General features: G+C 63.1%; 32 protein-coding genes and 1 tRNA gene. 16 read left to right on the forward strand and 17 right to left on the reverse strand.

Features of this window, described 5'->3' with window-relative positions; all coding sequences use genetic code 11:
* Positions 1-96 precede the first annotated feature (96 nt).
* A complete protein-coding gene (locus tag ACR65T_RS02370; protein WP_434494984.1) occupies positions 97-765 on the forward strand; it encodes a PopZ family protein in 669 nt (222 codons plus the stop codon).
* A gap of 105 nt (positions 766-870) precedes the next feature.
* Positions 871-1,131, forward strand: a complete 261-nt coding sequence (locus ACR65T_RS02375) for an FtsB family cell division protein (RefSeq protein WP_434494985.1) — start codon at positions 871-873, stop codon at positions 1,129-1,131.
* Here ACR65T_RS02375 and ACR65T_RS02380 read toward each other — a convergent pair.
* From ACR65T_RS02380 to ACR65T_RS02400, 5 genes are all read right to left on the reverse strand, one after another.
* A complete protein-coding gene (locus tag ACR65T_RS02380) occupies positions 1,128-2,018 on the reverse strand; it encodes an MBL fold metallo-hydrolase (RefSeq protein ID WP_434495014.1) in 891 nt (296 codons plus the stop codon). The two genes, ACR65T_RS02375 and ACR65T_RS02380, sit on opposite strands and share 4 nt — an antisense overlap.
* Before the next feature lie 110 nt (positions 2,019-2,128).
* On the reverse strand, positions 2,129-2,611 hold the full coding sequence (locus ACR65T_RS02385; protein ID WP_434494986.1) for an SH3 domain-containing protein: 483 nt from the start codon (positions 2,609-2,611) through the stop codon (positions 2,129-2,131).
* Between the two features lie 340 nt (positions 2,612-2,951).
* The gene (locus tag ACR65T_RS02390; RefSeq protein WP_232366152.1) at positions 2,952-3,170 is read right to left on the reverse strand and encodes a hypothetical protein; all 219 of its coding nucleotides are present in this window, start codon (positions 3,168-3,170) and stop codon (positions 2,952-2,954) included.
* A 165-nt stretch (positions 3,171-3,335) separates the two neighbouring features.
* Complete coding sequence (locus ACR65T_RS02395) at positions 3,336-3,770, reverse strand: universal stress protein (RefSeq protein ID WP_434494987.1); 435 nt, start codon at positions 3,768-3,770, stop codon at positions 3,336-3,338.
* 139 nt (positions 3,771-3,909) lie between these two features.
* A tRNA-Ala gene (locus ACR65T_RS02400) sits at positions 3,910-3,985 on the reverse strand.
* A 175-nt stretch (positions 3,986-4,160) separates the two neighbouring features.
* Between ACR65T_RS02400 and ACR65T_RS02405 the strand changes: the two genes are divergently transcribed.
* The 6 genes from ACR65T_RS02405 to ACR65T_RS02430 all read left to right on the forward strand — a co-directional run bounded on the left by ACR65T_RS02405 (position 4,161) and on the right by ACR65T_RS02430 (position 7,428).
* Positions 4,161-4,457, forward strand: coding sequence for a YggT family protein (locus tag ACR65T_RS02405; protein ID WP_434494988.1), 297 nt, complete (start codon positions 4,161-4,163; stop codon positions 4,455-4,457).
* Positions 4,450-4,794, forward strand: a complete 345-nt coding sequence (locus ACR65T_RS02410) for a DUF167 family protein (RefSeq protein WP_434494989.1) — start codon at positions 4,450-4,452, stop codon at positions 4,792-4,794. The genes ACR65T_RS02405 and ACR65T_RS02410 overlap by 8 nt, the downstream gene beginning before the upstream one ends.
* 3 nt (positions 4,795-4,797) lie before the next feature.
* Entirely contained in the window at positions 4,798-5,856 is a 1,059-nt protein-coding gene (locus ACR65T_RS02415; RefSeq protein WP_434494990.1) for a MaoC family dehydratase, read from the forward strand.
* Positions 5,857-5,904: 48 nt separating this feature from the next.
* On the forward strand, positions 5,905-6,321 hold the full coding sequence (locus ACR65T_RS02420) for a PRC-barrel domain-containing protein (RefSeq protein WP_434494991.1): 417 nt from the start codon (positions 5,905-5,907) through the stop codon (positions 6,319-6,321).
* Positions 6,322-6,396: 75 nt separating this feature from the next.
* Positions 6,397-6,816 (forward strand): PRC-barrel domain-containing protein, encoded by a 420-nt coding sequence (locus ACR65T_RS02425; protein ID WP_434494992.1) that lies wholly within the window; start codon positions 6,397-6,399, stop codon positions 6,814-6,816.
* A 144-nt stretch (positions 6,817-6,960) separates the two neighbouring features.
* The gene (locus tag ACR65T_RS02430) at positions 6,961-7,428 is read left to right on the forward strand and encodes a PRC-barrel domain-containing protein (RefSeq protein WP_434494993.1); all 468 of its coding nucleotides are present in this window, start codon (positions 6,961-6,963) and stop codon (positions 7,426-7,428) included.
* 104 nt (positions 7,429-7,532) lie between these two features.
* On the opposite strand, the gene ACR65T_RS02435 is transcribed toward ACR65T_RS02430, so the two are convergent.
* The 3 genes from ACR65T_RS02435 to ACR65T_RS02445 all read right to left on the reverse strand — a co-directional run bounded on the left by ACR65T_RS02435 (position 7,533) and on the right by ACR65T_RS02445 (position 10,908).
* A complete protein-coding gene (locus ACR65T_RS02435) occupies positions 7,533-9,038 on the reverse strand; it encodes a replicative DNA helicase (RefSeq protein ID WP_434494994.1) in 1,506 nt (501 codons plus the stop codon).
* A gap of 267 nt (positions 9,039-9,305) precedes the next feature.
* Positions 9,306-9,869, reverse strand: a complete 564-nt coding sequence (gene rplI / locus ACR65T_RS02440; RefSeq protein WP_434494995.1) for a 50S ribosomal protein L9 — start codon at positions 9,867-9,869, stop codon at positions 9,306-9,308.
* A 52-nt stretch (positions 9,870-9,921) separates the two neighbouring features.
* Positions 9,922-10,908, reverse strand: a complete 987-nt coding sequence (locus ACR65T_RS02445; protein ID WP_434494996.1) for a DUF2232 domain-containing protein — start codon at positions 10,906-10,908, stop codon at positions 9,922-9,924.
* A gap of 261 nt (positions 10,909-11,169) precedes the next feature.
* On the opposite strand from ACR65T_RS02445, the gene ACR65T_RS02450 reads away from it, so the two are divergent.
* Positions 11,170-11,550, forward strand: coding sequence for a copper resistance CopC family protein (locus tag ACR65T_RS02450; protein WP_434494997.1), 381 nt, complete (start codon positions 11,170-11,172; stop codon positions 11,548-11,550).
* Positions 11,551-11,658: 108 nt separating this feature from the next.
* On the opposite strand, the gene ACR65T_RS02455 is transcribed toward ACR65T_RS02450, so the two are convergent.
* Both ACR65T_RS02455 and ACR65T_RS02460 read right to left on the reverse strand, forming a co-directional pair.
* Entirely contained in the window at positions 11,659-14,214 is a 2,556-nt protein-coding gene (locus ACR65T_RS02455) for an ABC transporter permease (RefSeq protein ID WP_434494998.1), read from the reverse strand.
* Entirely contained in the window at positions 14,211-14,900 is a 690-nt protein-coding gene (locus ACR65T_RS02460) for an ABC transporter ATP-binding protein (RefSeq protein WP_434494999.1), read from the reverse strand. Before ACR65T_RS02460 ends, ACR65T_RS02455 begins: the two co-directional genes overlap by 4 nt.
* Before the next feature lie 98 nt (positions 14,901-14,998).
* Between ACR65T_RS02460 and ACR65T_RS02465 the strand changes: the two genes are divergently transcribed.
* The 3 genes from ACR65T_RS02465 (at position 14,999) to ACR65T_RS02475 (ending at position 16,605) form a co-directional block, all read left to right on the forward strand.
* Positions 14,999-15,622, forward strand: coding sequence for an arylesterase (locus ACR65T_RS02465; protein ID WP_434495000.1), 624 nt, complete (start codon positions 14,999-15,001; stop codon positions 15,620-15,622).
* Between the two features lie 30 nt (positions 15,623-15,652).
* A complete protein-coding gene (gene thpR / locus ACR65T_RS02470) occupies positions 15,653-16,222 on the forward strand; it encodes an RNA 2',3'-cyclic phosphodiesterase (RefSeq protein WP_434495001.1) in 570 nt (189 codons plus the stop codon).
* A gap of 68 nt (positions 16,223-16,290) precedes the next feature.
* On the forward strand, positions 16,291-16,605 hold the full coding sequence (locus ACR65T_RS02475) for a hypothetical protein (protein WP_434495002.1): 315 nt from the start codon (positions 16,291-16,293) through the stop codon (positions 16,603-16,605).
* 25 nt (positions 16,606-16,630) lie between these two features.
* Here the strand turns inward: ACR65T_RS02475 and ACR65T_RS02480 are convergent, their stop codons facing one another.
* The 5 genes from ACR65T_RS02480 to ACR65T_RS02500 form a co-directional block, all read right to left on the reverse strand.
* Positions 16,631-17,419, reverse strand: coding sequence for a lysophospholipid acyltransferase family protein (locus ACR65T_RS02480; protein ID WP_434495003.1), 789 nt, complete (start codon positions 17,417-17,419; stop codon positions 16,631-16,633).
* A gap of 65 nt (positions 17,420-17,484) precedes the next feature.
* A complete protein-coding gene (locus tag ACR65T_RS02485; RefSeq protein WP_434495004.1) occupies positions 17,485-18,138 on the reverse strand; it encodes a YdcF family protein in 654 nt (217 codons plus the stop codon).
* Positions 18,139-18,285: 147 nt separating this feature from the next.
* Positions 18,286-19,245, reverse strand: a complete 960-nt coding sequence (locus ACR65T_RS02490) for a cell division protein FtsX (RefSeq protein WP_434495005.1) — start codon at positions 19,243-19,245, stop codon at positions 18,286-18,288.
* Positions 19,246-19,261: 16 nt separating this feature from the next.
* Positions 19,262-19,924 carry a cell division ATP-binding protein FtsE gene (gene ftsE, locus ACR65T_RS02495; protein WP_434495006.1) on the reverse strand — a complete coding sequence of 221 codons (663 nt, stop codon included), beginning with the start codon at positions 19,922-19,924 and terminating at the stop codon, positions 19,262-19,264.
* Between the two features lie 214 nt (positions 19,925-20,138).
* Entirely contained in the window at positions 20,139-21,206 is a 1,068-nt protein-coding gene (locus ACR65T_RS02500; RefSeq protein WP_434495007.1) for a two-component system sensor histidine kinase NtrB, read from the reverse strand.
* Positions 21,207-21,383: 177 nt separating this feature from the next.
* Between ACR65T_RS02500 and pyrC the strand changes: the two genes are divergently transcribed.
* Positions 21,384-22,685, forward strand: a complete 1,302-nt coding sequence (gene pyrC / locus ACR65T_RS02505) for a dihydroorotase (RefSeq protein ID WP_434495008.1) — start codon at positions 21,384-21,386, stop codon at positions 22,683-22,685.
* A 65-nt stretch (positions 22,686-22,750) separates the two neighbouring features.
* On the opposite strand, the gene ACR65T_RS02510 is transcribed toward pyrC, so the two are convergent.
* Entirely contained in the window at positions 22,751-23,860 is a 1,110-nt protein-coding gene (locus ACR65T_RS02510) for a DUF3611 family protein (RefSeq protein ID WP_434495009.1), read from the reverse strand.
* 215 nt (positions 23,861-24,075) lie between these two features.
* On the opposite strand from ACR65T_RS02510, the gene ACR65T_RS02515 reads away from it, so the two are divergent.
* A complete protein-coding gene (locus ACR65T_RS02515; RefSeq protein WP_434495010.1) occupies positions 24,076-24,420 on the forward strand; it encodes a hypothetical protein in 345 nt (114 codons plus the stop codon).
* Positions 24,421-24,705: 285 nt separating this feature from the next.
* Positions 24,706-25,350, forward strand: coding sequence for a hypothetical protein (locus tag ACR65T_RS02520; protein ID WP_434495011.1), 645 nt, complete (start codon positions 24,706-24,708; stop codon positions 25,348-25,350).
* Between the two features lie 70 nt (positions 25,351-25,420).
* On the opposite strand, the gene ACR65T_RS02525 is transcribed toward ACR65T_RS02520, so the two are convergent.
* Positions 25,421-26,197: a hypothetical protein gene (locus ACR65T_RS02525; RefSeq protein ID WP_434495012.1), complete on the reverse strand. Its 777-nt coding sequence runs from the start codon at positions 26,195-26,197 to the stop codon at positions 25,421-25,423.
* Positions 26,198-26,336: 139 nt separating this feature from the next.
* On the opposite strand from ACR65T_RS02525, the gene ACR65T_RS02530 reads away from it, so the two are divergent.
* On the forward strand, positions 26,337-26,477 hold a 141-nt coding region (locus ACR65T_RS02530), incomplete at its 3' end, for a GTP-binding protein (protein ID WP_305648578.1).

Raw genomic sequence — 26,477 nt, forward strand, 5'->3', positions numbered from 1 at the left:
GAATTCATTCGGACCGAGTTGATTCGGGAGTTTAGCGCGGTCAGAGATCCGGTCCACCCTCATGCGCGGCCTTTCCGCGCAAAGCGGCAGAACTCCATGAGCGCAGCGAACGCATCCGCCCCGTCGCATTCGTTGCAGGACGAAGCGCGCGCAAACGAGCCGTCTATGGAGGAAATTCTCGCTTCCATCCGTCGCATCATCGCCGATGACGAAAGCCTGCCGGGCGCGCGTCGCGATGATCGCCGGCGTGCGCGCGATATCGACGCGGCGCGCAGCGCCTATCCGGCGCCGGTGCTCGAGCGACGCGAGGACGAACCGCCATTGTCGCTCATTGACGACGACCTCGACGGGATCGAGGACGCAAGGGACGTTCGGCTGGTGTATGTCGCCGGCGACGCTCCTCAGGAGACGGGACCCGAACGGACGCAAGCCGAAGAGTCATTGGAGATTGAACGCGTGGTTGAACGACAGGAGCCGGGCATAGAGATCTGCGATGTTGCGCCGGTCAGGGATAGGGCGTTGCTTTCGGATCAGTCCGCTGCGACCGTCGCGTCGAAATTTCAAGCGCTCGCCGCTGGCGTGGCGTTCAGCGAGAGCGACATTCTCGACCGATGCGCAAAAGAGATGCTGCAGCCGATGCTGCAGCAATGGCTCGAGGCGAATTTGCCTGCGCTCGTGGAGCAGCTGGTGCGCGCCGAAATCGAGCGGCTGGCGCGGCCTGCAAATCGCCTGGCCGCCTCGGCGCGCAAATCGAGTCAGCCTTAACGACGCTTTAAACGGGTCGAAGCTATCCTCGCGGTCATGCATCGGCTCCGAGTCCTGATTCATTCGCTCGTGCTCCCGCTCAGCCTCTATACAGTGGCTGGCGTCATGGCCGCTTATTTCATCTGGCACGGCGTCAACGGTCAGCGCGGGCTGAAGATCGGCGAAGAATACGAGCAGAAGCTCGAGCAGTTGCGTTTCGAGCGCAACCTGCTCAAGCTTCAACGCATGCACTGGGAAAGCCGCCTGGCGCTCATCAAGGGTGAAACCGTGGACGCCGACATCCTCGAGGAGGAGGCGCGCAAGCGACTGGGGCGGGCGCACAAGAACGACGTCGTGATCTTTTTGACGGCGCCGGGCGCGCCCTAACTTCGGCGCGGCGAGAAACGCGCCTGCAAGACGGGCTGTCCCGCGCAGTCGACAAGGCCGCGCGAGATCAGATCTTCGAGATGGGCGAGGGCGGTCATTGCCGCAGCGAGGTGGAGACGTTTGTCGACGCCCTCGTAAATGTGCGCGACGATCTCAGCGATCGTTTCGTCCCCCAATTCGAGACGCTGAAGAATGGCGGCTTCGCGCGCGCGCCGGTGATGAAGCAAGGCGCGCAGAAATCGCTGGGGATCATGCACCGGTTCGCCGTGCCCCGGCCAGTAGATGCGGTCACCGCGCCCGCGCAGCTGTTCGACCGACGCCATATAGGCGCCCATGGAGCCGTCCGGCGGCGCGATCACGGTGGTCGCCCAGGCCATCACATGGTCGCCGGTGAAGAGCGCCTGCTCCTTCGCGAGCCCGAAGCAGAGATGGTTCGCCGTATGACCCGGCGTCGCCAGGGCCACAAGCGACGCGTCGCCGATTTCGAGCGTGTCGCCGTGCCTCAGCACGATATCCGGCGCGTAGGCCGGATCGTGGGCTGCGTCAAAGTTCGGGGCGCCGAGGCGTTGCGACTCGCTGGGCATGTAGGGAGCGCAGCCGGCGATGATTGCGCCCGTCGCCTCCTTCAAGGCGCGCGCCGCCGGCGAGTGATCGCGATGCGTATGGGTCACCAGCACGTAACGCAGTCTTTCGCCCCCAACGCTTGCAAGCAGCGCCTCGACATGACGCGGGTCGTCAGGTCCGGGGTCGATGATCGCCACATCGCCATTTCCGACGATATAGCTGCATGTTCCCGTGTAGGTGAACGGTCCGGGATTTGGCGCGACCGCGCGTCGCGTCAACGGCGAGACGCGCGCCGAAACGGCTTTGTGTGTTCCGGCTTGAATGACGGCGCCCTCATAGCGACCGAGGGGGGCCGCACGGCATCATAAGGCTTCGGAGGCGCGCTCGAAAGAGCGGCGCGGCGGTGGGACATTCCAGCGCCACGCCACGCCGACTACATCGGGAAAAGGGAGTCCTGACGCTGCAGCTCGGATTGCAGAGCGTAGCCCTTTTTGCCGCCGTAGTTCACCTTGCACCAGGTCGTCTCGCCCCAGCCATAAACGCAGGAGCCGATGTTGACGGTCGTGTTTTCGGGGATGCTGCCGAGGATCTTGTAGTTGACCCCCGGGCCTTTGTAGATGGCGACGTCGTTGTTGGTGGTCACCGGCGCGATGTCGACGTTGTTGCCCTGCGTGCCGAGCACGCCCGCAGCCACGAAGCCTTTCACGTTCCCCGCCTGAATCTGGCACCAGTCGCGTTTCCAGCCACCGCCACAATCGAGCACTGTGACGTCCACGCCGGCGGGCAGCTGGCCGATGACGGGCCACTTCGGGCTAGGGCCGGACCGGACGTTCGCGGCGCTGGTCAGCGGGCTGGCGAAAGCGGAAGCGCCGAACAGAACGGCGGCCGCTGCAGCGAATCCGATAATTTTCTTCATCTCTATCCTCCCCAGATAAAAACTGGGCCGACAGCAAGGCCCGGTTCCGAAGACTAACGAAACCGGAGCGAAACGGTTCCGCCCAAGGCCGCAGTCCTCGAAATCACTCATATTCCTACGCCTGGCTTTAGCAAAGCGAAAGGCCGAGCCGGCTGCCGATCAAATTCCATTAGAGTTATCAAGAACGTTCGGGGCAGGGGCAAAAGCCGGCGCGCGAAAAAGAAGCGGCTTCGCCTGCCGGTTAAGGGAGACTCAGCCGCCAAGTTTTTCACGCGCGAACTCGAAACGCACGCTTCCGTGCCGGACGCGCGTGCGCGCGACGCCCGGCGCGAAATTCTGTTCAGTCGAACACCGCGCCCAGCGCGACGCCAAGCAGGCCGATGACGACCGCCGCCGGCAGGATGGCGTAGCCGCCCATCAACAGCGCGCCGATCGTGCCGCCGATCGCCGCGGCGATTGCGCCGCCGACGATCTTGCCGGTGTAGCTCTCAGGTTTTTCCGTCGCCGAACCGCCGGCGTTCTGCATCGCCTCTTTCGACATGGCATCCTCGCGAGACATTACTGATCGCCGCATCGCCGCGTCGGTAGCAAAATCATGTGAGCGCGTGATGAGAGTTTCGTGAAGGCCGCGTCACCGAGGCGCCATTTTAGGTTCACATCGCGCGAGGCTTCGCCGCGATCGTGAATGGCGAATCCAAACCAGCGCTGCGGAGCTATAGAGGACTTACGGCGCCATGCCGCGCACCACCAGCACCGAACATTGCGCGTGATTGACGATGGTCGTTGCGTTGGAGCCGATGAGAAAACGGTCCATGCCTGGCCGATGCGAGCACAGCACGATAAGATCGGCTCCCCATTCCTCGGCCTCGGCCAAGACTCTCTGATAGACCGGACCAAACAGCAGCGTCGTGGACACGCGTTCCGGCGCGCGGTCGATCTTGGCGGCGACCGCCGCTATTTCCTTCTCCAAGCCGCGACGAACCTGAACGGTGAAATTTTCAGGCACGTAGTCGAGAAATGAGATGGGCAGGAGCGATTGCACGTTGACGACGCGCATATCGCTGTCGAAAGCCTTCGCCAATTCCTGTGCGACGGAGATCGCCCGGTCGGTCATCTCAGGTTCGGTGATATCGATCGGCAGGAGAATTTTGCGATACATCGGCGCGCTCCGGGAAATTCTCTCACCGGATATGGCGCGGGACCCGCTCAAGACAATGAGGCGGCCGAGCACCGTGCGTCTCGCGGATGACGATGGCCTTGCGCGGCAAGAGCGAGCCCTTCGCATGGCTTTGAGCGGCTGGTGGAGCTGCGGGGAATCGAACCCCGGACCTCTGCAGTGCGATTGCAGCGCTCTCCCATCTGAGCTACAGCCCCGCTCCGGCGCGTGGGGTACACGGGGGGCGATATCCTGTCAATCGGGTTGGCGCGCTGGCGCGCCGCCAAGCGCTCGCCCTCGCGATTTCTTGTTGCATGAGGGGGACGGCCAAGGATTGCCGCGGCGCGGCAGGGAGGCTAGACAGGGCGGAACCTCATCCGCTGGAAGCCGGTCATGTCCTACGCAATGGTCAAACTTCTTCTCACGATCATCGATATTTATTGGTGGATTCTGCTCGCCACGGTGATCGTGTCCTGGCTCACCGCCTTCGACGTCATCAATATGCGCTCGAACGTCGCCTATTCGATCTGGAAATGGCTGAACGCCATGACCGAGCCGCTGCTTGGCCCAATCCGCTCGGTGCTGCCCAGCGTTGGCGGCCTCGACATCTCTCCGCTCATTCTGCTGCTGCTCATGCAGTTCCTGCGCGATCTCATCGCCAACAGCGCCAGCGCCTACGCGCTTGGGTGAAGGAGGCGCGGAGAAAGCGTCCTCCGCCTGGGCGATCGAATCGGGGGGCGTCGCGCTTTACGTGCGCCTGACGCCAAAGGGCGGACGCGACGCCGTCGAAGGCGTGGAGACTCTCGCCGACGGCCGCAGCGTCCTGAAGGCGCGGGTGCGCGCCGCGCCGGAGAACGGCCGGGCGAATGCGGCGCTGATCGCGCTGATCGCCGCGACGCTAAGAACCCCTAAAAGCGCGGTTTCGATCCGCACCGGCGCGACCGGCCGCGTCAAAACAGTTTTCGTTGCGGGCGCGCCCGCGCTTTATCTCGACGCGCTGGCGAAGCTGGCGCCAACAAACGGTTAGGACATGAGCAAGTCGAAGATCAACGTCGGCAATTTCTTCGAGGACTTCAAAATCGGCCAGGTCATTCGCCACGCGGCGCCGCGTACGGTCACGGTCGGCGAGGTCGCTCTATATACGGCGCTGTATTTGCCGCGCTTCGCCGTGCAGTCCTCGACCGCCTTCGCGCAGGCGATCGGCTATGAGCGCGCGCCGATCGACGATCTGCTCGTCTTTCATCTCGTGCTCGGCAAGACCGTGCCCGACGTCTCGCTCAACGCCATCGCCAATCTCGGCTACGCCGATTTCAAATTTCTGATCCCCGTCTATCCGGGCGACACGCTATCGGCGACCTCAGAGGTCATCGGCCTCAAGGAGAATTCCAACAAGGAAACCGGCGTCGTCTATGTGCGCACGAGGGGCGCCAATCAACGCGGCGAGACCGTGCTGAGCTATGCGCGCTGGGTGATGGTGAAAAAGCGCGACAGGGACGCCCCTGTGGGACCGGAGGTCGTGCCCGATCTGCCGAAGTCCGTCGCCCCTTCCGAACTTGGCAAGGCGGCGCCGGCGATCAATGTCGCCGCCTATGACAAGGCGCTTGCCGGCTCCCGCTATATTTGGGGGGATTACCAACAGGGCGAGAAAATCGACCATATCGACGGCATGACGGTCGAGGAGGCCGAGCACCAACTCGCGACCCGGCTCTACCAGAACAACTCGAAAGTCCATTTCAATCAATACTATGAGGCGCAGGGCCGGTTCGGCAAGCGCATCATCTACGGCGGCCACGTGATTTCCCTTGCCCGGGCGTTGTCCTTCAACGGCCTGGAGAACGTCTTCCATATCTCGGCCGTGAACGGCGGACGCCACGTCAACCCGCTGTTCGCCGGGGGCACGGTCTTCGCCTGGTCAGAGGTTCTGGAGAAGGCGGAGATTCCCGGGCGTCACGATATCGGCGCTTTGCGCCTGCGGCTTGTCGCGACTAAGGACAAGCCCTGCGCCGATTTTCCGCTCCACGGCGCTGACGGCAAGCCGGATCCGGCGGTGCTGCTTGATCTTGATTATTGGGGCGTGCTGCCGCGATGAATCAGCTATGATCGCGGTCGTATCAGGGATGTTGGGGAGATTGGTCGAATGAACAGAACTTTGCTTGTTGCGCTCTCATTCTGCATGGCCATCGCCGTCGCCCATCCTGTCCGCGCGGAAACCGCGGCGCCGGACAGCAAGGTCGTCGTGCCTCTGGAATCGTTGCCGCGTTATGGCTCGCTGGTTTCCGCTTGGTACAAAAAGCCGGTCTACGATTTGAACGATAAGAAGGTCGGCGTGATCACCGACATGCTGTTTTCAGGCGGCGAGATCAACGCCGTCATGCTCGACGTCGGCGGCTTTCTCGGCATCGGCGCGAAGCACGTCGCCATTCCGGCCAACGACATCACGGTCACAGAAAAGAACAACAAGACTTGGCTGACCATCAACACGACGAAGGACATCGTGAAGAAGGCGACCGGCTACAAATACGATGCGGCCGAACACGCCTGGAAGGCGATGTAGCAAGGGCGCCGCGCCGTGAGAATTTCGCGCAGCGCGCAGTCCGGCTGCCGCTCGTTCCAAAAGGGATTCTTTTCTATGCTGAAACGCGTCATCGTCGCAGCCTCGCTCGCTCTTGCCGCTTTCGCGCCGCTGCCGGCTGGCGCGCAGGGGGCTCAAACCGAAACCGATGTGGTCGTGCCGCTCGAAAGGCTGCCGGTCTATGGTTCGGTGGTCTCCGCCTGGTACAAGCAGCCGGTCTATGATCCCAATGAAAAGAAGCTCGGCTCGATTGCGGACATGCTGTTTTCCGCCGACGGCTCCATAAACGCCGTGATGCTGAACGTCGGCGGTTTTCTCGGCATCGGCGTGAAGCATATTGCGATTCCTGTATCCGCGATCACCATCACTCAGAAGAACAACAAGACCTGGCTCACGCTCAATACGACGAAGGAGCTGCTGAAGAAGGCCCTCGCGTATAAGTTCGACAAGGCCACCGGTCTGTGGGACCCGATTTGATCGGCTGAACCGTTCGGACGCGCGTGGCGGCCGGTCGTCCGTTGGATATCTGCCGCGAAGCTTGGAACATCGGTCTCCGATGCCTGTTCTAGGCGCACACGAACGGCCGTTCGTTGTGCGCTAACAACATGTACGGAGACAGCCATGCTCAAGTCCTACGTCCTCGCCGGCGCGCTTATCGCGACGCTGTCAGGCGCGGCTTTGGCCGAAAAGATGATGAATCGCACGACGGACCGCCCGTCCGGCGCCATGGACCGCTCGACCACGGAAACGACTGGCGCGCCGCAATTTCTGACCGCGCTTCCGCAGAACGCGCTGCTCGTCTCGAACATCCACGAGCAGAACATTTACGATCCGCAGGAGAACAAGATCGGCGAAGTCAAGGATCTGGTGGTGGATCGCAGCGGTAAGATCAGCGCCGCCATCATTTCGGTGGGTGGTTTCCTTGGCATTGGCCAAAAGGACGTTGCGGTCGCCTTCAGCGACATCAAGGCCGCTGAGCGCAACAACAAATGGTGGCTGACCATGAACGCCACCAAGGACGACCTGAAGAGCGCGACGGGCTTCCGGTTCGATAAGAACAAGGGGCTTTGGACCCTCGGCAGCAAGTAAACGCCGTCGATCTGTTTTGACGCTAAAGCCGGTTCCGAAAAAGTTGACAGACTTTTTCGATGAGAACCTGTCGCGCGGTAGGCCTCGCCGCATGGCGGCGAGGCCTACATACGCGCTGGCAGCTTGTCTTCGTCCGCAAGATTCGAAAAGCGCGTCACTTCAGCCTCGAAGGCGAGCTGCACCGTTCCCGTCGGACCGTGACGCTGCTTACCGATGATCGCTTCGGCGCGTCCATGCGCGCGCTCCATCTCGGCCATCCATTGGATGTGTTCTTCGGTGCCTTCGCGCGGCTCACGATTGCGCAGATAATATTCTTCGCGGTACACGAAGATGACGACGTCGGCGTCCTGCTCGATCGAGCCTGACTCGCGCAGATCGGAAAGCTGCGGCCGCTTGTCGTCGCGGTTCTCCACTTGGCGGGAGAGCTGCGACAGCGCGATGATCGGCACATTGAGCTCTTTGGAAAGAGCCTTGAGGCCGGTCGTGATTTCGGTGAGCTCCTGCACGCGATTTTCACTGCGGGAACGCGAACCGGCGAGCAATTGCAGATAGTCCACGACGAGCAGGTCCAGACCTCTCTGCCGTTTGAGGCGCCGCGCCCGCGCGGTGAGCTGCGCGATCGAGATGCCGCCGCTCTGATCGATATAGAAGGGAATGCTTTGCATTTCCCGCGCGGCGTCGGCGATGCGGCGAAAATCGTCCTCATTGATGTCGCCGCGGCGAATCTTATAGCTCGGCACGCCAGACTGCTCGGCGATGACGCGCGTCGCCAATTGTTCGGCCGACATTTCCAAAGAGAAGAAGCCGACGATGCCGCCGTTGATCGTCTTATGCGTTCCGTCGGGCTCAGCTTCGAATTGATAGGCGCGCGCGACATTGAAGGCGATGTTCGTGGCGAGAGCGGTCTTGCCCATGCCCGGCCGCCCGGCGACGATGATGAGATCGGATTTTTGCAGACCGCCCATCTTTTCGTCGAGGTCGAGCAGGCCCGTGGCGACGCCGGACAGATGCCCGTCGCGCATATAGGCGCTGCTCGCCATATCGAGCGCAGTGGTGAGCGCTTCGGCGAATCGCTGAAAGCCGCCGTCGTAGCGTCCCGTCTCGGCGATCGTATAGAGCTGCCGTTCGGCTTCTTCGATCTGCGCGCGCGGCGGCGAATCGATCGGCGAATCATAGGCCGTGTTGACGATATCCTGCCCGATGACGATGAGATCCCGGCGAACCGCGAGATCGTGAACGGTGCGGCCATAGTCTTCGGCGTTGATGATCGTCGTCGCCTCGGCGGCGAGTCGGGCCAGATAGGCCTGGATCGTCACGCCGGCCGGCAGTTCGATGTCGGCGAGAAACGTCTTCAGCGTCACGACGGTCGCGAGCTTGCCGGCGCGAATGAGCTGCGCCGCAATTTCAAAGATGCGCCGGTGCAAGTCCTCGGAAAAATGCTCGGGCTTCAGGAAGTCCGAGACTCTGTCGAACGCGTCATTGTTGACCAGAATCGCGCCGAGCAGCGCTTGCTCGGCCTCGATATTGTGCGGCGGCGCGCGATAGGCAGGCGCGTCCGGCTGCGCGACCTGAAACGCGCGCCGGCCCGCCAATTGTTCGATTGGTGGCATCGATGATCGGACTTGTTTGAGACCGTTCCGGGCTGCAAACGCGACGCGCGAGCCTGAGACGCCGTTAACAATACATTAACGCCTCGGCGCCGCCATAGCCTTTTGTCCGCCGCAGCGAGAAGCGAGTCTTTTCCACATGGTGAAAAAGATTCGTTCAGCGCCTGTCCGACTCTTCTTGCATTTAAAGAGAATCAGAGATGGGCCCGGGAAAACGAAACCGGCGGCCGAAGGGCCGCCGGCGATGGACGCGTGCGCGCTTACGGGAGCTTACATCTCGACGTCGCCGGCTTCCGCCAGAGCCGCGCCGACTTCCAGGCCGAGATCGTCCATCGACGTCTCTTCCCTGATCGTAGCGCTTTCGCCGCGCGCCTGCCGCTCGGCCTCTTCTTCCGAACGGGCCACGTTGATCGTGATCTTCACATCGACTTCCGGATGCAGATGCACTGGCGTCTCATGAAGGCCGAGAGTTTTGATGGGGTGCACCAGGACGATCTGATCGCGATTGACCGAGAAGCCGCCCGCGGTCGCCGCCTCGGCGATATCTCGCGCCGAAACCGAGCCATAGAGCTGGCCGCTCTCGCCCGCCTGGCGAATGATGTTGAAGCTTTGTCCGTTGAGCTTTTCGGCGACGGCTTCGGCTTCTTTCTTAGCCTCGAGATTGCGCGCCTCGATCTGCGCCCGCTGCGTCTCGAAATGCTTCTTGTTGTTTTCAGTCGCGCGCAGCGCCTTGCCGCGCGCCAGCAGGAAATTGCGGGCGTAGCCGTCGCGCACGCGCACGGTCTCGCCCATCTGGCCGAGCTTGGCCACGCGTTCCAGCAGAATGACGTCCATCTTTGCTACTTCTCCGAGATTGCGGGCTATGTCGAGAAAAACCGGGCGAAAGTCAATCCGGTTTTTGCATCGCGGTGGGCCCGGCGTCCGTCTTTCGGACGCGATAGTTGAAGATCAGGTCGGCGACGCCGAGTGCGGCGAAAAACAGGAGGGGCCACCCCAAAAGTCCGAGCGTGAAATAGATGATCGCCAGCACCAGGGCGCTCGATCGCGAACCGCGCAGGTAGATATGCGCGACGGCGAGCCCCTGGAACGCAAGCAGCAGCCCCATGGTCGTCGCCAGCACCAGTCCAATCGCGCCGGCGAGTCCCTGGAAGAAGGCCAGCGCGATTCCGCTGAGGAATAGGCCGCCCACCGGCTTTGGCAGGCGGAATTCATTGGCGATGTCCGGCCAGGGGCGGCCGAGCAGCTTGGACGCTTGCGCAATCCTTGCGGCGAGCCACAAATTGATGACGTGGATCAGCAGACCATAGCCGGCGAGAAAGGCGGGGACGGCGCGCGCGACGGACCCGGAAAGCGTCGTCGGATCGATCTTATCGCCAAGGTCGCGCTCTTTCACCATAATGTCGAGCAGGATGAAGGCGCGCGCCCGGATCGGATTCAGCGCTTCGTCGAGCGATCCGAAGGCGAGGGTGGCGACGATCAGCCAGAGAATGATCGCTGTCGCCAGAAAGGTCGCAGGCGCGAGCGCCGCCCAGCCCGGCAAATTGCGCGTCAGCCTGTCCCGGCCGCCGCGGGGCGCGCCGAGCGCCGCATAGACAGCGGACCAGGCCGGCGCCGCGATCAGCAGAGCATATCCCATGCCGATCACCGGATGCGGCCAGAAGGTCAGGATGATCGTTGCGAGTATCGCCGCCGTCGCCCCATGGATCAGGCCAAAGGAGAAGGCGACGATCATGATCGGCAGGGGCGCAAGATGCGCTAAGAGGAGCCCGCCGAAGCCGCCGCGCGCCACGACGGCGAAGATCACGGCCGCTGCGACGCCGCCGAGAATCGACACCGCGAAATTCGGCCAGGAGAGGGCGTTCTTGTCGGCCAAGATTGGGTTCCGCTGACGGCGCGTCGCGCATTTTGGCGCATGACGCAAAAGGCGCCGCCCGGCGGGCCGTCGACGCTCATGCGTTTTAGGAGGTCGCAGCCCAAAGGGCAAGGCGGCGAAGCCTTTGGCGAATTTTGCGCAAATTTCCTGTCGTCGCGCCGCGCCTCTCGCGTGCGCTTGCGCTCGAACAAATCGCGCGTCGGAAAGTTAATTCTCCAGACATCAAGGCGGGCGGCGGTTGGCCGGTCGGGAGAAAGACAAATGAAGCTCATCAGATGCGCTTGGGCGGCGGTTCTCGCCGCGGGGCTGGGCTTTTGCTCCGCGACGGCCGGGCTGGCTCATCATCAGTTCCTCGTCGAGTCGTTCCCTGCATCGAGACAGCGGGTCGTTGAGCCTGTGCGTCAGATTAGGCTGGTGTTTGAGGGAAAGGCTGACGCCGTCATCTCAACGATAACGCTCAAGAGCAGAAACGGCTTGGTGATCGCCAAAGCGACCCAGAAACAGGCCTCCAAAGAGTTGATCCTCGACACGCCGGTTCTGCAGCCCGGACTTTATGAGGTCGACTACCGTGTTCTGGCGACGGATGGCGCGATCGTCGAGGGCGCGTATCCCTTTATCGTCGAGCCTTCGCTCTCCGCCTGAGCAGGTTCCGAAAAAGTTGACAGACTTTTTCGATGAGAACCTGCTCCAACGTTTTGAATTTGAGCGATTCCTTATCGATCACATGATTTCATGTGATCGGGACGCGCTCTAAGGCTGGCGCAACTCCGGTCCGGGACGTCTGGAGAGCGCCCGCCAGGCGCCGGCGAGGCCGAGGGCGATGGTGACGGCGAGAGTGGCGAGCGAGATCAGCGCCGTGGTCCAGGGCAGGAAGGCGAAATCGATCTTCATGAGGATCGTCGTCATGGCGTAGGCGGCGGCGGATCCGGCGCCGACCGCGATCAGGGAGGCGGCGAGGCCGACCAGTCCAAATTCCAGAGCATAGGCTGTGGCCAGCCAGAGGCGGGTCGCGCCGAGAGTCTTCAACACCACCGAATCGTGCAGCCTTGCGCGCTGGCCGCTGGCAAGCGCGCTCGCAAGCGCCAGCACCGCCGTGACAATGGCGAGACCCGCCGCGGCGCGCGCGGCCAGCGCCAACTGTCCGGCGATCTTGTCGATCGCCGCCAGCGCGTCCTTGACCCGCACGGAAACGATGCTCGGAAAGCGTTTCGCCGTCTCGCGCGCGAGCCGCGCATCCCTGGCGTCGCGCGCCGCGACCGATGGCGCGCCGTACGCCACGGTGAAGAGCTCGGTGTAGGGCGCCCCGGCAAAAACATTCGGCGAAAACACCATGATGAAGTTGATGGCGTAACTGCGCCAATCCACCCGGCGCAGATTGGCGACCTGCGCTGTCACCTCCCTGCCGAGCACATTGACTCGGATCGAGTCGCCGATGGTCAGGCCCAATCCTTCGGCGACCTTCTGCTCAAGCGACACGAGCGGCGGACCGACGTAATTCGCCGGCCACCATTCGCCTTCGGCGAGCGTGGAGTTCGTCGGAATTGTGGGGGAAAAGGTCACGCCGCGGTCGCCCTCGAGCGCCCATTTGGCGTCGTCGGCCACGGCGGTCTTGTCGATAGCCGCGTCTTTCACGGCGACGATGCGCCCCCGCATCATCGGCACGTGTTCGATGCGCGCGCCGGGCGCCTCGGCAGAGAGAAAACCGACAAAAGCCTCAGTTTGCGCCTTCGGCACGTCGATGAAGAAGAAGTTGGGAATCTCGCCGGCGTCGGCCCGCGCCAACTCGTTGTGAATCGCGCCTTCCACCAGCACGAGCGAAATGAGCAGCGTTTGCGTCAGGCCGATGGAGATCATCAGCGCCGGCGTCAGGCTTTTCGGCCGCCAGATATTGGCGAGCGCGAACCGCAGCCGCGCGTCGCGCAGACGCGGAAGGCCGCGGGCCAGCCGCATGGCGACCCATGCCGCGCCGCGCAGCAGGGCGAAGGCCGCGACAGCGGCGGCGACATAGGCCGCGCCGAGCTTCACGTCAAAAGACGTGGCCATGACGAGGGCGGCGAGCGCAATCGCCGCGGCCGCTGCGCCGGCGCGGTAGCGGCCGAGAGTTGCGCCCCGCGGGTCGTCGCGCAGCAGCGCCGCTACGGGAACTTCATGCGCGCGGCCCAGAGGAACGAGTGCAAAGATCAGGACGACGAGCAGCCCGTACAGAGCCCCATAGAGCGCGCCTTGCGCGTCGAGCGACGCCGATACGGGGAGATCGGCGAGATCGCGCAGCGCTTGCGCCGCGCCCCAGGGAATCGCCGCGCCGGCGACGAGCCCCAGCAGGATGGCGAAGGACGCCGCCGCCAGAACCTGGGCGAGGGCGATCCTGAAGACCCGCGAGCCCTCGGCCCCGAGCGCCTTGAGAATGGCGAATTGCGCGCGCTTGCGCTCGACGAAGCCCTGCACCGCGTTCGCGACGCCGGCGCCGCCGGCGACAAGGGCGGTGAGCGCGACGAGGGTGAGCAGCTGGGCGAACCGGTCGAGATTGCGCGAGAACTGCGGCGAGACGGCGTCCCGCGTGCGCGACTCCCATCCGGCTTGCGGAAAGGCGTTCGCGGCGTCGGCGGCGAACGCCTTGAGATCGGCGTCCGCGCCCTCGCGAAGCGTGACGCGGATGACATGCCGGACGATCGAGCCCGGCGTCGCCAGTTCCGCGCCCGAGAGCGCGGCGCGCGTCATCATGACGCGCGGCCCGAAGCCAATGCCGCCCGCGAGCTTGTCGGGTTCGCTGCGCAGAATTGCGCGCAGCGTGAAACGCGAAACGCCGATCATCACAGTGTCGCCGAGCTTGGCGTCGAGGCGCGCGAGCAGCATCGGATCGACCGCGACGCCCGGCAGCCCGTTTCGTTCCTGCAGCGCCTCGGCCAAGGGCATGTCGGGATCGAGCGCGACCGCGCCAAAAGTTGGATAAGTCGCCGGATCGACGGCTTTGATCTCCACCAGCGCGGCCTCGCCGTCGTCGCGCCGGGCCATCGCCCGCATCAGCGAAATTTCGGAAAGCCGCCCGCGCGCCTCGAAGAAGGCGCGTTGCTCCGGCGAAAACTCCCGCGAGACGAGGCTGAAGGAGGCGTCGCCGCCCAAGATCGTTCGGCCTTCCCGCGCGAGCCCCTGCGCCAGCGAGCGTGAAAGGCCGGAGACGCCGGAGATCGCGGCGACGCCAATCACGATGCAGGCGATGAAGACGCCAAAGCCGCGCGGGTCGCCGAGCAGGTCGCGCAGGGCGAAGCGCAATGCGAAGGGCAGGGCGACGAAGCGCATCGGCTTCATGACGCCGCCCGCTCGCTCGCCTCGATGCGGCCCGAGCGCAGCAGAACGCGTCGGCTGCAGCGTGCGGCGAGCACGGGATCATGGGTGACGAGCACAAGCGTCGCCCCGCGGCGCCGTTGTTGCGCGAAAATGAGTTCGATCACCGCGGCGCCGGTTTCCGAATCGAGATTGCCCGTGGGCTCGTCCGCCGCGAGAATCAGCGGGTCGGGCGCGAGCGCGCGGGCGAGCGCCACCCTCTGCTGCTCGCCTCCCGAAAGCTGAGCCGGATAGTGGGCCAGGCGCTCAGCGAGCCCGACCGCCGCAAGCTCGGCCTCGGCGCGTGCGAAAGCGTCTGATTTCCCGGCGAGTTCCAGTGGAATGGCGACATTCTCCAGCGCCGTCATGGTGGGGATCAGCTGGAAAGACTGGAAGACGATCCCTATGTTTTCTCCGCGGAAACGCGCCAGCGCGTCTTCCGAAAGGGCGCCAAGATCGCGCCCGTCAATCCTGACGCTTCCGGCGTCCGGTCGCTCCAGTCCGGCGAGGGTCATGAGCAACGTCGATTTGCCCGAGCCGGAGGGTCCCAGAAGAGCGACAGTTTCGCCCCGCGCGACGCTCAGGCTGACAGTCTTGAGCACATGCACGCGGGCGGCGCCTTCGCCGAGCGTGAGATCAACCCCTTCAACTTCGATGACTTGTCGCAGCACGGAGCAAAACCTTGATAGATGCGCCGCATTCGACGCCCGCAGTCCAGTCGCCTTATTGCGCTTTCCGCCGTCCACTCCAAGCCGCGGCTCTCGCGTCCTTGGCCTTGTTGACCATCGCGCTGACCTCCGCGCATGCCGAACCCGTGCGAATCCTGGCGTTTGGCGACAGCCTGACGGCGGGACCCGGCATCGACGCCACAGATTCGCTTCCGGCGCAGCTCAAGAGACGCCTGAGCGAGGACGGATATAATGTCGAGGTCGTCCAAGGGGGCGTTTCCGGCGACACGACGACGACCGGGCTCGCGCGCCTCGACTATACCCTTGGCGCCGGGCCGTTCGACATCGCCGTCGTCGAGCTCGGCGCGAATGACATGTTGAACGGGCATGATCCGAAGATAACGCGCGCCAATCTCGATCGGATTCTTGCGACGTTAAAGCAGAAAGGCGTTCGCCCGGTGCTGACGGCGATGGTCTCGAGCGCGAATCACGGGCAAGCTTACAAGAAGGAATTCGATTCGGTTTATCCGGATCTTGCCGCCAAACATGAGGCGCCGCTTGTGCCCTTTATCTTGGAAGGCGTCTGGGGCTCGCCCGCGCTCCTCATCTCGGACGGCATTCATCCCAACGCCGCCGGCGTGGCGAAGATCGTCAAAAAAATCGCGCCCTTTGTTGAAAGAACGCTCGTTTCCATGGGGGCGCGTAGGACCTCGCGCGCGCAATGAGGCTGCGCGATCCCGCTTGGGGAGGATGTCATGCCCAGACTGTTTACGGCCCTGGAGATTCCCCGCTCAATCGCCGAGAGCCTCGCGCGCCTGCGCGGCGGAATCCCCGGCGGCCGCTGGATCGACGTTGAGAATTATCATGTCACCTTGCGCTTCATCGGCGACGTCGACGACGCTTTCGCGCGCGACGCGGCGAATGCACTCTCCTTCATCCGCCGTCCGGAAGTCACCGTCACCTTCGACCAGCTGACGTCGTTTGGCGGCGACAAGCCCCGCGCCATCGTCGCGCGCGCGCGGCCGGAGCCGAGTCTCATGGACATGCAGGCGGAGCAGGAGCGGCTATTGCGCCGGCTCGGCGCGCCGCCCGAGCCGCGCAAATTCATCCCGCATGTCACGCTCGCGCGTCTGCGCGGCGCCAGCGCCGGCGCTGTCGCCGCCTATCTCGGCGCGCGCGGCTATTTCCCGCCATTGCGCTTCACGGCGGAGCGCTTCGTGCTCTATTCGTCGCGGGATTCCGTGGGGGGCGGCCCCTACATCGTCGAGGCGGAATATCCGCTGCTTGTGGCGCCGCAAGCGCTGACGGGAGCGGCGCGAGGTTAGTGCGCGCGGAAGCGGGTAAATAATTGCAGGAGTTGAAAAGACCCGCTTAATATGCCGGCGAAGGAAAGGTGGCCGATTTGGCCGAGGCGCCCGAAAGTCTGATCCTGCAGCTGCTTCGCGACATGCGCGCGGAAATGGCGACCAAGAATGACCGGGCGGAGATAGTTGCCGAGTTGCGCGCCGATGTCGCGTCGGATCTGTTGTCGCTCGACGCCAAAATCGATGCAACGCGCACGGACCTAAGCGAGCAGATCGTCGGATTGCGCCGAGCGGTGATCGAATATCATACGTCGGCGATCGGCCACGGCGTCCTTATCAGCGAACTTGAAGCGCGTCTTCGGCGGGTCGAGCAGCATCTCAACCTTGAACAGGACACTCTTTAGATTCGGCCGGAGGATGCGACGTTCTTCATTCCTGCGCCGGCGCCATAGGTTGGGCGTTTGCACGGCCCTTCTCGACGATTTCCGCCAAGGACGGGTCTTTCGTCAGCGCTTCGGCGATCAATCGGTCGGACGCGGCCTCGATCTCCGTCGAGAGCTTGTCGAAAAAAGCGCGCGGCTCCATGCCCGGCGCGATCAGCGGCAGGAACTCGATCACGACGGTTCCCGGCCGGATGAGGAACGAGCGGCGCGGCCAAAACAGCCCGGAATTCACGGCGACGGGAAGCACCGGCGTTTCGGTCGCCGCGTAAAGATGCGCGATGCCGAACTTATATTGCGGCGGGGCGCCGGCCGGGCGGCGCGTGCCTTCGGGAAATATGAAGAGCTGCCGTCCCTGGGCGAAAATCTTCTTCGATTTGGCGATCAGCTGCGGCAGCAGCTTGCCGCCCTTGGCGCGATCGATGGCGATCTGCTCGGCCGCCAGCAGGTACCAGCCGAAAAAAGGCAGCCAGATCAGTTCGTGCTTCAGAATATAGCTGAAGTCGGGAAACCTGATCGGCAGAACGAAGGTCTCCCAGATCGACTGATGTTTGCAGGCGACGATCACTGCGCCTTTGGGGATATTCTCAAGACCTCGCCAGTCGATCTTCGCGCCGCAGATCTTGTCGAGCAGCCAGAGCGTCGTGCGCCCCCAGGTGCGACCAAGCTCCTGGTTGATCTGGCGCCGCATCAACAGGCCCGGCAGCCAGACGATCATGAGCGTGAACATGTTCAGGAAGAACATGATCTGGAAAATGAGGGAGCGCAGGAGGAGCATTGGCGAGATCTGGGCGAAGGGGCGTGGCGCGCTTTTACGGCGCCAAGAGGCGTTGAAACAAGATTTCAATCAGATGCGACGCTGTGGCGGAGCTGCGGGAGAGGCTCCGACTCCTCGTATTCCTTGAAAAGCTTGGTGCGCAGCAGCGATCCTACGTATTTCATATATTCCTTTCCGACAAAACGGGCGACGCGCAGATCGCTGATCCAGTCGGCGACGTCGATATGTTCGCTGACGACCGGAAACGGATAGAGCTCGACCTTCGGCAAGGCGGCTGAGATTTCGACCAGCGCACGCGGCATGTGGTAGTTCGACGTGACGATAATGAGCGACCGGGTGATATTGTGCTCACGCGCCCAATCGCGCGTCTCTTTGGCGTTGCCGGCGGTGTCGAGCGCCTGGTAGCCGAGGTCGACGCAGCAATCGAAGAGTTCGCGCGACATGGGCAGTATTTTCGCCAGCAAGGAGCTGCGGGTGGAGGGATTGACGCCGGTGATCAGCATGCGTCGCGCCTGGCCGCTGGCGAGAAGGGTCGCCGCGTCGAGCACGCGATCCGAGCCGCCGGTCAGCGCGACGACGCCTTCCGCCTGCACCGGAATGGAGAATTCCTCTCGCGGCAGCGACAGGGCGAAGCCGACAAAACCCAACAGGAGCGCCGCGGCGAGAAAAGCGCCGCCAGCGAGGATCGCGCAGGCGGCCTTGCGGACGGCGCTACCCATTCGTCACTCCCTGGCGTGCGGGGGTCGTCAATCGTGGAGTCCTTCGCCCATGCTTTCTGACCAGAACGCGCGAGGCGCGATTCTGACACGACTATAGGGGTATTTCCGCGCCGATGTTATCGGGGCGGCCGATTTGGGCGAATGCGCTTAACCGAGCCGCTGCAGATGGCGCAGCACAATGAACTGCGAGAGATAGCCGGTCAGCGCGGCGACTCCGCCAGCGAGCAGAACGATGACGACAAAGCCGCTCGCGCCAATTGTGAAATCGCCGAACATGGCCTCCATCTGATCGCCGCCGCCGGTCGCGCGCCACCGCTGCGCGAAGAACTGCGCCAGGGCGAAAAAGGTGATGGCGCCGCCGCCGCCGATCAGCGCGCCGCGAAAGCCGAGCGCCATGAAGCGACGCTGAAATTCGCGCGCGATGAACGAGTCGGCCGCGCCGACGATATGGAGCACTTCCACGATTTCGCGGTTTGTCGCGACGGCGGCGCGGGTGGCCGAGGCCACGGCGACGGCCATGGCCGCGAGGATAAAAACGAAGATGAGGGCGGCGATGGCCACGGCGGCGCGCGCCATATCGCCGAGACGCTCGATGAAGACATGATGATCGTCGAGCACGGCGTTAGGAACGGCGCGCTCGAGTTCCATGCGCAACTTGTCGAGATCCGCCCGATTTTCGGCATCGAGCTTCAGCACGATCATGCGGGGGGTGGGCAGTTCGGAGAGATTCAGGCCCTCGCCGAGCCACGGCGTCAGCAACGCCTCTGATTCCGACTTGGCGTAGACTCGCACTTCCCGCACGCCGGGCGTTCGTCGCATCGCCTCCGCCGCGTCCCTAACATCGGCTTCGACGTTGCGGCCAGGGACCGGACGCACTTGCACGGTCGCTTCGCGCGCGACGTCGCTGCGCCATTCGACGCTGGCGTCGGCGACGAGAATGGCGACGTTAGCGGCGAGCGCGGCGAGGAACGTCATGATCGCGATGACGATGACGAGCGAGCGGCCGGCGACGGAATCGGCGGGCACCAGCGCGCTTTGCGACGGAATCTCTTCGGCGTCTTCATCGACGTCAGACGCGGCCGGGCGAATCGAGGACCAAAATCGCATCAGGGCCATCGTCTGCTCATTCGAAGATGTGAAGCCGGCCGTCGGCAAGCACAAGACGCCGCGCATCTTCATACTGGTCCATGAGGCTCAAGTCATGAGTGGCGATAATGACGGCGGTTCCGGATCGGTGGAGCTCGATGAAGAGGCGCAGGATCCGGCGCGCGAGAGTCGGGTCGACATTGCCCGTCGGTTCGTCGGCCAGCAGCAGCTTGGGTTGCGAAATCAGCGCGCGGGCGATCGCCGCGCGCTGCTTCTCGCCGCCCGAAAGGATGGTTGGAAACGCATGCGCGCGCTCGCCGAGGCCCACCCAGCGCAACAGTTCGACCACCTCAGCGCGATAAGTCGACTCCTCGCGGCCGAGCACGCGTAAGGGCAGGGCGACGTTTTCGTAAAGCGTCAGATGATCCAGAAGACGGAAGTCCTGGAAGACGACGCCGATTTTGCGGCGCGTCTCGGCGACGTCCTCATTGTTGAGCGCCGCCGTATCCTTACCGAAGATATTGATCAACCCGCGCGTCGGCCGCAGCGCCATAATGATCAATCGCATCAAGGTGGTCTTGCCTGCGCCTGACGGGCCGGTCAGGAACTGGAAAGAACGCGGTTCGATCTGGAAATTCACGTCTCGGAGCGTTTCGGCGCCGACGCCATAGCGCAAGCCGACATTCTCGAAGGTCAACACGAAGCCGTCTCTCCCTAAAGATGGCCCCAACGGCGGGGGTTCGAATGACGCTCGGGACGGGTGCGCGACGCGCGACAATAGCAGTTCATCCCTGCTTAACCATAATGACTCCTAACGATCTCTTGTTTTTCGGAACGGCCCTGGAGCTTTTTTGCGCGGCTAGGCTGGCGCTGCGTGCTGACTGCGCCAGCGCTGGCTCCGCCTGACCGGCCGGTCAGCGATCTTCCAGAGGCAATACGAAGCTGAAGATGGTCCCGCCCCCGGGGTTGGGCGCCGCCCAGATCTTCCCATTATGCGCTTCGACGATCGAGCGCGAAATGGAGAGGCCGACGCCCAGACCGTGCGGCTTCGTCGTCGTGAACTGCTCGAAGAGCCTGTCTTTGATCTCCTCGGGCAATCCAGGACCGGTGTCCGCGACATCGGCGCGAATGAGGTTGCCTTCAACCAGGCGAGTCGACACCCTCATCTCGCGTCGCTCGCAGTTCTGCATCGCCTCGACGGCGTTGCGCTTAAGATTGACGACGACCTGCTGAATCTGAACTTTGTTGATCACCACCGTATCCGGCGACGCTTCAAGGTCGATCGCGGTTTTGACATGATGTTCCTTGGCGAGCGCATCGGTGAATTCGCAGGCGGTTCGGATGACGGCGTTCAGACTTTGGGGAGCTTTCGAGGTCTCTCCGCGCGCGATGAACTGGCGAAGATTGTCCATGATTTCCGCGACGCGGAAGACTTGCGCATCGGCGTTGTCCAACATCTCCTCGACCTTCTCGATCGAGAGGACTTTTTCGTTCAGACGCCGACGCGCGAAATTGAGATAGGCGCCGATCGCCGTCAAAGGCTGTTTGAGCTCATGCGCCAATCCGGTCGCCATATTCTCAATCACCTCAAGGCGGTTCGCCTGAAGCTCCTGAACCCCCTGCTCAAAGCTGCGCCTGGAGCTGAGATCGCGGACCAAAGCGATAAAAAGCCTTTCTCCGTCGCAGGCGACTTCACTGACGACAAGCTCCACGGGAAAGACGGAGCCGTCCTCTCGCAGGCCCTCGATCCGTCGGCGAATGCTTGGCGTTCCCCGCCGCAGATCGTCGCGGCGGCGTTGGTTCGCCTTCGGCGTCAGCATGCCAAAATCCCGTCCGATGACGTCGCCAGGCGCATAGCCGAAGAGCGACGCCGCCTCCGCGCTGATCGACCGCACCGCGCCGTGCTCGTCGAGCGCTATGATTCCGTCGAAGGCGGCGTTCATCATCGCCGGGAGATCAGGGCGTCCTTCGCCTTCCGCCACGCTTGGCGCGAGTGCAGATTCTGGAGGGCTGAGGGAACGCATACGTTCTCCCAGGGGCGCGCGCGCCGCTCGCAGCCCCAACTCGCGGTAGCTAGGCGCTGGCGAGACGAGTTCAAGCCCAATATCCCCTGACCCAGGCGCATTTTCAACGTCCGAGAAATGGCCTAAGCAGACGCCATGTCGCCGCCACAAGCTCCAGCGCCGCTGTTCCTTCTCAACGCACGGCTGATCGATCCGGGCTCGGGTCGCGAAACGCGCGGCGGTCTGGCGACGATGGACGGCGTCATCGCCGAGCTCGGCGAATCCGTTCGACAGGGCGACGCTCCCGAAGGGGCGCGCGTCATCGATTGCGCCGGCGACATCGTCGCGCCGGGCCTCATCGACATGCAGGCCTTCGTCGGCGAGCCGGGGGCGGAACATCGCGAAACCATCGCCAGCGCGACTCTCGCGGCCGCGGCGGGCGGCGTGACGACAATCGTATCGACCGCGGCGACGGCGCCGCCCGTCGACGATCCCGCGGTGGTCGATTTCGTTCTGCGCCGTGCGCGCGACACCGGGCGCGTCCGCGTCGCCCCGATGGCGGCGCTGACCAGAGGCCGCGAGGGCAGGGAGATCGCCGAGCTGGGGCTGCTGCAGCAGGCCGGCGCGGTCGCCTTCTGCGACGGCGCGCGCTCGGTGCGAAGCGCGCTCGTCATGCGACGCGCGCTCACCTATGCGCGCGATTTTGATGCGCTCGTCATTCATTTCGCCGAAGACCCCGACCTTTCCGTCGGCGTCATGAACGAAGGCGAATTTGCGCATCGGCTCGGCCTATCCGGCGCGCCGCGTGAAGCAGAGGCGATCATGCTCGATCGCGACTTGCGGCTCGTCGCGCTGACCGGCGCGCGCTATCACTCGGCGATCGTGACGACGACGCTTGCGTTGGACGCGTTGCGCAGAGCCAAGGACGAAGGCTTGGCCGTCACCTGCGGGACCTCGATCAATCATCTGACGCTGAATGAGAACGACATCGGCGATTATCGCACCTTCCTCAAGCTCAGACCGCCGTTGCGCCATGAGGATGAACGTAAGGCGCTCGTTGGCGCCCTCGGCGAAGGGCTGATCGACGTCATCGTGTCCGACCATGATCCGCAGGACGTCGAAACCAAACGGCTGCCCTTCGCCGAAGCCGAATATGGGGCGATCGGCGTCGAGACGATGCTTGCGGCGGGGCTTCGGCTCGTGCATTCGGGCGACGTCACGCTGACGCGCCTGCTCGAGGCGATGACGTCGCGCCCGGCTGAAATTCTGGGACTGCCGCAGGGCAGGCTGCAAAAAGGCGCCCCGGCGGACATCGTCCGCTTCGATCCGGACGCGCCTTTCGTCGTCGATCCCGCCGCGCTTCACTCGCGCTCCAAGAACACCCCGTTCGATGGGGCGCTGCTGCAGGGCGTGGTCAAGACGACGGTCGTCGGAGGCGCAGTCGTCTACGAAGAATAGGCTCCAGGCGGGGACGGTGATCGATCGAGGTTCCGTCGGGCGCTTTTTCGCCGGTCGCTTGCGCCTCATCCCAGTCCGAGGGCGAACTTATGTCGCGCCTTGAGCGCCTGGGTGCTGAGCCAGACCGCAGCTCCAGCCCCAATGAAATGAGCAAGAAGCAAGTTAAAGTTCGCCATTAAGATGAAGACGTCTAGCGCGCGCACGATCCTGTCCGGATCGGTAATGGCGATCCCCGGCGGCTGCGACACGGTCTTGGCGACGAGCAGGGCGATGCTCAAGCCGACGCCGATGAACGAGACCATAGAGCCGAGCACATTGACAATCGAACCTGCGCCGAGAAACCACAACGCCGCTGGCTGATCGGCGGCGAGCATGCTCGCCGGGTCGCGCATCAGCCTGCCGGATGCGATCGTCGAAAAGAGATCCAGGAACAGCGAAGCTAATAGGAGTCCCAGTCCGAAATACCCCCAATGGATCGGATCGCTCACCCAAACGGTGGAGCTGATCGATTGGCCAACTGCGCCAAAGGCGAGGAGCGGGGCGGTCAGGAACGCCAGGATGAAATCCAGCCAGAATCCGATCCAACCCATGAGGCGGATGCGACGGCCAAGATCCTGCCCGACCAGAGTCGATTCCGGCGAGAGCGCCAACGCCCTCCTTTGCGGCACGGTGGCGACAAGCGCCGTGGACGTCGCGCGCCGCGCCGGTCCGGCCAATGCGACGAAGCCCAGATATGCGACCAATCCGGCCGGGAGCGCGAAGGCGGCGATCTGGTTCATCGCACGTGCGACGTCGGCGAAGTCCGGATCCGCCAGACCCCGCGATCCGGCCGAGAACCCCACGACGTCAAACGAAGCGCCGCTGAAAATTGCTTCGAATCCGCTGCTGACGACGAGCAGGGACGCGGCCGCATAGACGAATTGGCGCAGCGGATAGGCGGCGAACCGCCTCCACGCCGGGCCGACGCCGAAAGGGTAATTCGGAAACCAGGCGCGCCACAGATATTGAACGGCGAGCAGGACGACGATCAGCGCGGCGAAGTTCAGCGCCAGATTTGTGAGCGGACCGCCGATCGACGGCTCCCAGAGCCGCAATCCCCACGCGGCGAGGGCGAGCAAGGCGAAGAGGGCGGCGAACGCCCAGTCGACCGGATCATCGAAGAAATCGTAGCGCAATTTTTAAAGCCGCATTTACGCCCCGCCACACAACCAGTTGGCGCGCGCGGCGGCGATTTCAACGCGCAGCGCTTTAGTCGCGGGCCTCGGCATCGGCCGGCGTAGGCGAGGGCTGCCGCCCGTTATGCTCCTGGAACTTTAGCCCGCCGCTCTTGAGGAACGCGTGGGCCGCCTTAATGAACATACGACTGCTTTTAAGAATTAGGAGTGAACCTATGAAAGCGCTTTTCTCCGCGACCGCCGTTTTTATTGCGCTGTCCCTATCTTCAAGCGCGCTCGCGCAGGTCCCGAGTTTCCCCAAGGACGAGCCTTATGCGAAGGCGCGCAAGGCTCTCCTCAAAAAAGGTTGGAGGCCTGTCCACGCGCCCGAAGCGGGATTCGTCTGTCAAACGGGCGATCCTCGCTGCAAGGGACGACCCGAGACCGTCGCTTGCGCCGGTACAGGGAACGCCAATTGCATTTTTCGCTGGAAGCGCAAGGACGTCGTGATTGACGTCAATACGGTGGGCGAAACGACGCCGGTGATTACGGAAGTGACCTGTCATTCCGGATGTCGTTGATCTCTCGGCCGCAAACGACACTTCGCGCTGCGATGAGATGAACAACGCGACGGGAAATCGCGCAGGCGCTGTTTCGATCGGGCCTGCGAGAGTGGCGCAAGGCCGGACATCCGGCGTCGGGCCAGTTATCGGCGGAACGATTTCACGCGTTCGCACGTTAGCCTAAGCGAACGGATGAGAGGTCTATTTTGGGCGCCCGATAATCTCGGCGCCAAAGGCAATTGGGGCTGGGCAGGGCGACAGGAACAGATATTTCGCAAACCCATTTTTCGTGGAGTGCGGATTATGAAACGCGCACATCATGCTTTCAACAGCGCCCTCCTCGCACTGAGCCTTGCTTGCGCTGGAATTCCCGCGAGTTCACGCGCGCAGGCGGTGAAAACCAACGAAACCCTAAAGACCGAATATCAATATGCCGCCAAGGTCGTCTGTTCGCTGCTGCTTCCACATCAGGACGGGACTTTGGCGAAGGGCGTCTATCGGACAATCGTCAACATCCATAATCCGACCAGGAAGCGCTTCACCATCGCCGCGAAAGTGGCGCTCGCGACGGAATTCGGGTCGGACCCTGGTCCGTTCAGCGTCACGCCGTTCAAGAAGGCGGAACTTCAGGCCGACGGCGCGACGGAACTGAATTGTTTCGACATCGCGGGCTATTTCTGCCCGATCAACGGCGTGTGCGTCGATTTCGCATTTCTTGAGGGGTTCGTGGTGATCAAGAGTCCCGAGCCTTTGGACGTGGTCGGCGTTTACACCGCCCGCCACTCTAATGGCGAAGTGGAGACCATGGACGTCGAATCGGTTCGCGAGCGGCAGATCCGCGAAGCGGTCGAGTTGACTGCGCCGGAGCCCAAATCCGAGATCAAAAGACACATGGACTTCCCGCCCAAAGGAAGCCCTGCGTTCCGCGGCAAGGAACAGCCGAAATAGAGGCAGGCGGTATAGCATTGTTATGCGCGGGGCGTGGGCCGCCGGTTGCGAAGCGCTGGAAGGCGCGCCATTATCTCCCCATGGCAAAAGGCTCCAAGAAAACCCTCGGCCCTAGCGAAACCCGCAAACTTGCCGCCAGCGCGCTCACGAACACCCCCAAGGTTCTCGGCGTGACGAAAGACGGCGTGCGCATTTTGAAGCCGAAAGGCGAGGCGACGCACTTCTCGGCAAAGGAAATCCGCGACGCCATCGCCACGGTACGTGCCGCCAAGCGGGCTGGATGAAGGATAAGGACGTTTTTATCAATTGTCCGTTTTCGCCGGACTATGAAGAGTTTTTCCAGGCCATCGTCTTCACTGTCGTGAGATCCGGCTATACGCCGCGTTGCGCTAGAGAAAACGACGATGGCGGCGAGGCGCGGATCGAGAAAATATGCCGTATTATTCGCGAATGCCGATATGGCGTCCACGATATTTCCAACACTGAACTGGACGCGGCGTCGGGTTTGCCGCGCTTCAACATGCCCCTTGAACTGGGCCTTTTCCTTGGCGCGCGCAATTTCGGTCCTAAACGTTCGGGTAAGAAAGCGCTCATCTTCGACCGACAGAAATATCGATATCAGCAATTCATCTCGGACATCGCCGGGCAGGATATTCATGCGCACGAGGGGAAAATCGACCGGCTTGTCGAGGAGATCGCCACTTGGTTTCGGGACGAGGCTGGGGATGCGCGCGTGCCCGGGGGTCGAGCGATAGCGGCCGAATTCAAAAGATTTCAAGCGGATTTGCCGGACATATTGCGGGTCCGGAAGCTGGAGCCGCAGGAGTTGACGTTCAAGGACTTTCATATGCTCGCGGCGAACTGGATCGTGGCGGACAGCGGCGATCCGTGACCGGAGAGCCGCGACCCCTTGCCCTCCGCCGTCATTGCCCTTAAAGCCTCGCCGCGCGCGAGCGACGGGCTCGTGACCACTCGGAACGAGGATCATGGCCAAGGAAAAGTTTTCACGCACGAAGCCGCACTGCAACATTGGGACGATTGGGCACGTCGACCATGGCAAGACGTCATTGACGGCGGCGATCACCAAGGTTCTGGCGGAGACGGGCGGCGCGACCTTTACGGCCTAT

This window comes from Methylocystis sp. (assembly GCF_051061285.1).
Lineage (GTDB): Bacteria > Pseudomonadota > Alphaproteobacteria > Rhizobiales > Beijerinckiaceae > Methylocystis.

Coding starts and splice junctions, on each gene's coding strand:
- ACR65T_RS02370 (WP_434494984.1), top strand. CDS start 97: ATGAGCGCAGCGAACGCATCCGCCCCGTCGCATTCGTTGCAGGACGAA.
- ACR65T_RS02375 (WP_434494985.1), top strand. CDS start 871: ATGGCCGCTTATTTCATCTGGCACGGCGTCAACGGTCAGCGCGGGCTG.
- ACR65T_RS02385 (WP_434494986.1), bottom strand. CDS start 2,611: ATGAAGAAAATTATCGGATTCGCTGCAGCGGCCGCCGTTCTGTTCGGC.
- ACR65T_RS02390 (WP_232366152.1), bottom strand. CDS start 3,170: ATGTCTCGCGAGGATGCCATGTCGAAAGAGGCGATGCAGAACGCCGGC.
- ACR65T_RS02395 (WP_434494987.1), bottom strand. CDS start 3,770: ATGTATCGCAAAATTCTCCTGCCGATCGATATCACCGAACCTGAGATG.
- ACR65T_RS02405 (WP_434494988.1), top strand. CDS start 4,161: ATGTCCTACGCAATGGTCAAACTTCTTCTCACGATCATCGATATTTAT.
- ACR65T_RS02415 (WP_434494990.1), top strand. CDS start 4,798: ATGAGCAAGTCGAAGATCAACGTCGGCAATTTCTTCGAGGACTTCAAA.
- ACR65T_RS02420 (WP_434494991.1), top strand. CDS start 5,905: ATGAACAGAACTTTGCTTGTTGCGCTCTCATTCTGCATGGCCATCGCC.
- ACR65T_RS02425 (WP_434494992.1), top strand. CDS start 6,397: ATGCTGAAACGCGTCATCGTCGCAGCCTCGCTCGCTCTTGCCGCTTTC.
- ACR65T_RS02430 (WP_434494993.1), top strand. CDS start 6,961: ATGCTCAAGTCCTACGTCCTCGCCGGCGCGCTTATCGCGACGCTGTCA.
- ACR65T_RS02435 (WP_434494994.1), bottom strand. CDS start 9,038: ATGCCACCAATCGAACAATTGGCGGGCCGGCGCGCGTTTCAGGTCGCG.
- rplI (WP_434494995.1), bottom strand. CDS start 9,869: ATGGACGTCATTCTGCTGGAACGCGTGGCCAAGCTCGGCCAGATGGGC.
- ACR65T_RS02450 (WP_434494997.1), top strand. CDS start 11,170: ATGAAGCTCATCAGATGCGCTTGGGCGGCGGTTCTCGCCGCGGGGCTG.
- ACR65T_RS02455 (WP_434494998.1), bottom strand. CDS start 14,214: ATGAAGCCGATGCGCTTCGTCGCCCTGCCCTTCGCATTGCGCTTCGCC.
- thpR (WP_434495001.1), top strand. CDS start 15,653: ATGCCCAGACTGTTTACGGCCCTGGAGATTCCCCGCTCAATCGCCGAG.
- ACR65T_RS02480 (WP_434495003.1), bottom strand. CDS start 17,419: ATGCTCCTCCTGCGCTCCCTCATTTTCCAGATCATGTTCTTCCTGAAC.
- ACR65T_RS02485 (WP_434495004.1), bottom strand. CDS start 18,138: ATGGGTAGCGCCGTCCGCAAGGCCGCCTGCGCGATCCTCGCTGGCGGC.
- ACR65T_RS02490 (WP_434495005.1), bottom strand. CDS start 19,245: ATGCGATTTTGGTCCTCGATTCGCCCGGCCGCGTCTGACGTCGATGAA.
- pyrC (WP_434495008.1), top strand. CDS start 21,384: ATGTCGCCGCCACAAGCTCCAGCGCCGCTGTTCCTTCTCAACGCACGG.
- ACR65T_RS02515 (WP_434495010.1), top strand. CDS start 24,076: ATGAAAGCGCTTTTCTCCGCGACCGCCGTTTTTATTGCGCTGTCCCTA.
- ACR65T_RS02520 (WP_434495011.1), top strand. CDS start 24,706: ATGAAACGCGCACATCATGCTTTCAACAGCGCCCTCCTCGCACTGAGC.
- ACR65T_RS02525 (WP_434495012.1), bottom strand. CDS start 26,197: ATGAAAGTCCTTGAACGTCAACTCCTGCGGCTCCAGCTTCCGGACCCG.